This is a genomic window from Burkholderia sp. LMG 13014 (genome assembly GCF_905232215.1).
Lineage (GTDB): Bacteria > Pseudomonadota > Gammaproteobacteria > Burkholderiales > Burkholderiaceae > Burkholderia.
Map to the genome: position 1 here is coordinate 1 of NZ_CAJNKE010000385.1, position 5,897 is coordinate 5,897.

At 67.5% G+C, this 5,897-nt stretch carries 6 protein-coding genes; 4 read left to right on the forward strand and 2 right to left on the reverse strand.

Annotation, left to right across the window (positions count from 1 at the left end):
* From pcnB to panB, 4 genes are all read left to right on the forward strand, one after another.
* On the forward strand, positions 1–958 hold a 958-nt coding region (gene pcnB, locus JYJ84_RS26675; RefSeq protein WP_205189655.1), incomplete at its 5' end, for a polynucleotide adenylyltransferase PcnB.
* A 35-nt stretch (positions 959–993) separates the two neighbouring features.
* Positions 994–1,536, forward strand: coding sequence for a 2-amino-4-hydroxy-6-hydroxymethyldihydropteridine diphosphokinase (gene folK / locus JYJ84_RS26680; protein WP_043189526.1), 543 nt, complete (start codon positions 994–996; stop codon positions 1,534–1,536).
* Positions 1,533–2,219 carry a deoxynucleoside kinase gene (locus tag JYJ84_RS26685; RefSeq protein WP_085041792.1) on the forward strand — a complete coding sequence of 229 codons (687 nt, stop codon included), beginning with the start codon at positions 1,533–1,535 and terminating at the stop codon, positions 2,217–2,219. Before folK ends, JYJ84_RS26685 begins: the two co-directional genes overlap by 4 nt.
* Positions 2,220–2,264: 45 nt before the next feature.
* A complete protein-coding gene (panB, locus tag JYJ84_RS26690) occupies positions 2,265–3,080 on the forward strand; it encodes a 3-methyl-2-oxobutanoate hydroxymethyltransferase (RefSeq protein WP_122944540.1) in 816 nt (271 codons plus the stop codon).
* Between the two features lie 120 nt (positions 3,081–3,200).
* Here panB and JYJ84_RS26695 read toward each other — a convergent pair whose 3' ends face one another.
* Together JYJ84_RS26695 and JYJ84_RS26700 are read right to left on the reverse strand one after the other, a co-directional pair.
* A complete protein-coding gene (locus JYJ84_RS26695) occupies positions 3,201–5,129 on the reverse strand; it encodes a chorismate-binding protein (protein ID WP_175222354.1) in 1,929 nt (642 codons plus the stop codon).
* 13 nt (positions 5,130–5,142) lie between these two features.
* The coding region (locus tag JYJ84_RS26700; RefSeq protein ID WP_205189656.1) for a molecular chaperone DnaJ at positions 5,143–5,897 on the reverse strand (755 nt) is incomplete at its 5' end.

Genomic DNA, 5,897 nt, shown 5'->3' on the forward strand with positions numbered 1-5,897 from the left:
CGAAGACGCCGCGCGCCGCGACTTCACGATCAACGCGATGTACTACGACCCGTCGACGCAGACGGTGCTCGACTACCACGACGGGATGGCCGACGTGCGCGCCCGCCTGTTGCGGATGATCGGCGATCCGGCCACGCGCTTCCGCGAGGATCCGGTGCGGATGCTGCGCGTCGTGCGCTTTGCGGCGAAGCTCGGTTTCGAGATCGAGCCGCATACGCGCGAGCCGATCAACGCACTCGCCGACCTGATCAACAACGTGCCCGCGGCGCGCCTGTTCGACGAAATGCTGAAGCTGCTGCTGTCGGGCCACGCGCTCGCGTGCCTGAAGCAGCTGCGCAAGGAAGGCCTGCACCACGGGCTGCTGCCGCTCCTCGACGTCGTGCTCGAACAGCCGCAGGGCGAGAAGTTCATCACGCTCGCGCTGAACAACACCGATGCACGCGTGCGCGCCGGCAAGCCGGTCTCACCGGGCTTCCTGTTCGCGACGCTGCTGTGGCACGACATGCGCCAGCGCTTCGAGCAATACACGGCGGAAGGCGAAATCCCGGTGCCGGCGCTCCATCGCGCGATGGACGACGTGCTCGACATGCAGACCGAGAAACTCGCGATCCACAAGCGTTTTTCGGCCGACATGCGCGAGATCTGGGGCCTGCAGTTGCGCCTCGAGAAACGCTCGGGCCGCAGCGCGATGCGGCTGCTGGAACACCAAAGGTTTAGAGCGGGGTATGATTTCCTCCTGTTACGCTGCGAATCCGGCGAGCTCGATGCGGAAGTCGGACAGTGGTGGACGGATTTCATCGAAGGCGACGCGGCCGCTCGCGAGGCATTGCTCACGCAAGGCGGCTCGAAGGAAAAATCGCCCCGCAAGCGGCGCCGCCGCGGCGGTGTGCGAAACCGCAAGCCGGGTGAAGGTGCCGCCGAGCAGGCACCGGACACCTCGGACGGTTCCGACGACTGACGCGCTCGCCGGCGAACGACGTAGGAAGTGATGCCATGACGGTTGCATATATCGGACTGGGGGCGAATCTCGGCGATGCGCGCCAGACCCTGAAGGACGCGGTGGTGTGCCTCGCGCAGCAGCGCACCATCTCGATCCTCGGCAAATCGAGCCTGTATCGCACGGCGCCGTTCGAAGCGGGCGGCGACGACTACTACAACTGCGTCGTCAAGCTCGACACGACGCTGTCGGCCCGCGAGCTGCTCGCGCTTTGCCAGAAGATCGAACATCACTTCGGCCGCGAGCGCCCGTATCGCAACGCGCCGCGCACGCTCGATCTCGATATCCTGCTGTTCGGCGCCGACTCGATCGACGAACCCGACCTGATCGTCCCTCACCCGCGTCTCACCGACCGTGCGTTCGCGCTCGTGCCGCTCGTCGAGATCGAGCCGGCGCTCGACATCCCCGCGCGCGGCCGTGCCGATGCCTTCCTCGCCGCCGTCGCGGATCAGCGCGTCGAGAAGGTGCAGACCTGCCAGTGCCTGATGCAGAAGGCGCTCGCTGCCAGCGAAGACGCCGACAAGAACCGCTGCCGATGACCCCGACTCCCCTCACCGTCACCGCGCCCGACCTGCGCGCCCCGCACCGCTATCTCGTGATCGAAGGCCCGATCGGCGTCGGCAAGACGACGCTCGCGCGCCTGCTCGCGGAACGCTGGTCGATGCAGACGCTGCTCGAGCGCCCGCAGGACAACCCGTTCCTCGAACGCTTCTATCGCGACACCGCGCGCTACGCGCTGCCCGTGCAGCTGTCGTTCGCGCTGCAGCGCGCGCAACAGGCGCGCGAGCTGATCGGCGCGCTCGAAACGGGCCGCCCGGTCATCGCCGATTTCATGCCGCAGAAGAACGACATCTTCGCGCGGCTGAACCTGCCGGAAGACGAATGGCAGCTCTACCGCTCGGTCGCGACGCACGTGGACGTGCCGCAGGCGCCGTCGCCCGACCTCGTCGTCTACCTGCAGGCGAGCCCCGAAGTGCTGTTCTCGCGGATCCAGAAGCGCGGGCTGCCGATGGAGCTGCAGATCAGCGATGCGTACCTGCGCTCGCTCGTCGACGCGTACAACGAATTCTTCTACCACTACGACCGCACGCCGGTGCTGACGGTCGCCGCGGAACACCTGAACCCGCTGGACTCCCCCGAAGATCTCGCCCTGCTGGTCGAGCGCATCGAGACGATGCGCGGCCGCAAGGAGTTCTTCGTCAAGGGCGAGACGACGCGCTGACGCGTCCTCGCCTGTCGTTCCTTACCCATTCGAACCGGATTTCCCATGACCTATCTCCAGGAATCGAGCCGGCCTGCCGTCACGGTGCCCAAGCTGCAGGCAATGCGCGACGCCGGCGAGAAGATCGCGATGCTCACCTGCTACGACGCGAGCTTTTCCGCACTGCTCGACCGTTCGGGCGTCGACGTGCTGCTGATCGGCGATTCGCTCGGCAACGTGCTGCAGGGCCATACGACCACGCTGCCCGTGTCGCTCGACGACATCGCGTATCACACCGCCTGTGTCGCCCGCGCGCAGCCGCGCGCGCTGATCATGGCCGACTTGCCGTTCGGCACATACGGCACGCCGGCCGAGGCATTCGCAAGCAGCGTCAAGCTGATGCGCGCCGGTGCGCAGATGGTCAAGCTCGAAGGCGGTGAATGGCTCACCGAGACGATCCGCTTCCTCGTCGAGCGTGCGGTGCCCGTGTGCGCGCACGTCGGCCTTACGCCGCAGTCGGTGCACGCGTTCGGCGGCTTCAAGGTGCAGGCCAAGACCGAAGCCGGTGCCGCGCAACTGCTGCGCGACGCGCGTGCGGTCGAGGCGGCCGGTGCGCAGGTCGTGCTGCTCGAAGCCGTGCCGACGCTGATCGGGTCCGAAGTCACGCAGATGCTGCGCGTGCCGACGATCGGCATCGGTGCAGGCGCCGACTGCTCGGGCCAGGTGCTCGTGCTGCACGACATGCTCGGCGTGTTCCCCGGCAAGCGGCCGCGCTTCGTGAAGGATTTCATGCAGGGCGAGCCGAACATCCAGGCGGCCGTCGAAGCGTACGTGCGCGCGGTCAAGGACGGTTCGTTCCCCGGCCCCGAGCATTCGTTCTGACGTCCGTCACGGGGCCGGCGATGCGTTCGCCGGCTCCTCGATGAAAAAAGCGCGGCGCCCTTTGCGGGGCGCCGCGCTTTTTCTTTCACACGCTGCCGGCTGCAGTTGGTTGTCGGCCGGTTACTTCAGTACCGCGTCGAGCGCGCCACGCAGCGCGTTGGTCAGCAACAGCGCCTCCGCACGCGCGAGGTCGTCGCGGGTCACGATCCGCTCCGTCGCGCCGAACGCACGATCGTCGAGCAGCACGCCGCGCATCACGCCCGGCAGCACGCCAGACTCGAGCGGTGGCGTCACCCACTGACCGTCGAGCTTCACGAACAGGTTCGAGCGCCCGCCTTCCGTCACCTCGCCGCGCTCGTTGACGAACAGCATGTCGAAACCGCCAAGCGCCTCCGCTGCCTGCCACGCGCGATCGTATTCGGCGCGGCGCGTGGTCTTGTGCAGCAGCAGCGCATCGCTCGCACGGGTCGGTGCGAAGCCGTGCGCGGACGCCAGCAGCACGCCGACCGGCCCTGCCGACAACGGCTTGAGCGGTGCCGAGACGATCTCGATCGTGCCGTCCTTCGCGAGCGCGAGCTTCATCCGGTAAGCGCCGTCGTCGTCGAGCGCCGCGCAGCGCGCGTCGATCTCGCGACGCAACGCATCGGCGTCGAAGTGGAAACCGAACGCATCCGCGCTACGCTGCAGCCGCGCGAGATGGCGATCGAGATACCGGATGCCGTCCGCACGCGTGGCGGCGGTCGTTTCGAACAGCTGGAAGCCGGGATCGGCGTCCGTCAGGAATCGCGCTTTCAATTCGCACTCCGCATATTCGTCGGCCGCGACGCTGTCGAGCACGATGCCCGCACCGACGCCCATCGTGCCGCGGCGCCGGCCGGCCGTTGCCGTTGCCGGACGGTGTGCGTCGGCACCGGCCGCACCGTCGCTGTCATCACCTTCGCCGGCTGCGTCGAGCGTCAACGTACGGATCGCCACCGACAGGCAGAAATCGCCACAGCCGGCCAGGCGATCGCCCTGCGCTTCGGAATCCGCGCCTTGCTTCGCAGCGTCGAGCCAGCCGATCGCGCCCGTGTAGAGCCCGCGCGACGTCGATTCGATCGCATCGATCAGTTGCATCGTCTTGTGCTTCGGCGCGCCCGTGATCGATCCGCACGGGAACAGCGCACGCAGCATCTGCGCGAACGTCGTCCCGTCGCGCCAGCCGGCCTCGACCGTCGACGTCATCTGCCACACGGACGCATACGGCTCGACGGAGAACAGGGCCGGCACGCGGACCGTCCCGGTGCGCGCGATCCGCGACACGTCGTTGCGCAGCAGGTCGACGATCATCACGTTTTCCGCGCGGTTCTTCGGATCGTTCGCGAGGAACGTGGCCGCTGCCGCATCGTCGCGAGGATCGGCCGAACGCGGTGCCGTGCCCTTCATCGGCCGCGCGCGCAGCACGTCGCCGTGCTTCTCGACGAACAGCTCGGGCGAGCACGACACAACCCACGCCCCGTCGGGCAACGCGATCAGCGCGCCGTAGCGCACCGGCTGGCGCGCCCGCAGCCGCCGGTACAGCGCGAGCGGCGTGCCGAACACGTCGAAGTTCAGCCGGTACGTGTAGTTGACCTGATACGAATCGCCCGCGCGCAGCGCGTCGTGCACCGCGGCGATCGCCGTGTCGAACGCATCGCGCGACACGCTTTTTTCGACATGCGCGACGCCCGCGATCGACGGCGTTGCACCGCCGTCCTGCTGCGCGAGCCACGCGTCGACTTCGTCGCGCGACAGGCGCTCGCAGCGCGCATACAGCAAAAAGCGCAGCGGGGCATGGCCCGGCTGCGCTCGTTGCAGGTTGCGTCCGAATTCGTAATCGCCGACGACGACCGCATGCAGCCCGTCGCGCAGATCCTGCGCCACCGCCGCATCGACCTCGTCGAGCCGAGCCGGATCCGTGCACACGCGTTCGCGCACGAACCCCGAATACAAACGACTCGACCGCGCGAGCGCGGTCGAGTCGCAATCGTCCAAGAGCGCGAACGATGCGCTCTCGTTACCTTCAGTCATGCTGTTACTCGCGTTACTCGAAGAAGCTCTTCACACGATCGAACCAGCTCTTGCTCTGCGGGCTGTGACGCGCGCCGCCCTCGGCCAGCGATTTCTCGAACTGCTTGAGCAGGTCGCGCTGGTTGTCGGTCAGCTTCACCGGCGTCTCGACCTGCACGTGAACGTACAGATCGCCCGCGATGCTCGAACGCAGCCCCTTGATGCCCTTGCCGCGCAGGCGGAACGTCTTGCCCGACTGCGTGCCTTCCGGCACCGGGAACGATGCACGACCGGCCAGCGTCGGCACCTCGATCTCGCCGCCGAGTGCGGCGGTCGTGAACGGGATCGGCATCTGGCAGTGGAGATCGTCGCCGTCGCGCTCGAACACCGAGTGCGGCTTGATGTGGATCTCGACGTACAGGTCGCCCGGCGGCCCGCCGTTGATGCCCGGTTCGCCGTTGCCGGCCGAGCGGATCCGCATGCCGTCGTCGATCCCGGCCGGGATCTTCACTTCGAGCGTCTTGGTTTCCTTCACCTTGCCCGACCCGTGGCAATGCACGCACGGCTCGGGGATGTAGGTACCCGTGCCATGGCACTTCGGGCAGGTCTGCTGGATGCTGAAGAAGCCTTGCGACATGCGCACCGTGCCCTGGCCGTGACAGGTCGGGCAGGTTTCCGGCTTCGTGCCGGGCTTCGCGCCCGAGCCGTGGCAGACCTCGCACGATACCCAGCTCGGCACGCGGATCTGCGTGTCGTAGCCGTGTGCGGCCTGCTCGAGCGTGATTTCCA

Coding starts and splice junctions, on each gene's coding strand:
- panB (WP_122944540.1), top strand. CDS start 2,265: ATGACCTATCTCCAGGAATCGAGCCGGCCTGCCGTCACGGTGCCCAAG.
- folK (WP_043189526.1), top strand. CDS start 994: ATGACGGTTGCATATATCGGACTGGGGGCGAATCTCGGCGATGCGCGC.
- JYJ84_RS26685 (WP_085041792.1), top strand. CDS start 1,533: ATGACCCCGACTCCCCTCACCGTCACCGCGCCCGACCTGCGCGCCCCG.
- JYJ84_RS26695 (WP_175222354.1), bottom strand. CDS start 5,129: ATGACTGAAGGTAACGAGAGCGCATCGTTCGCGCTCTTGGACGATTGC.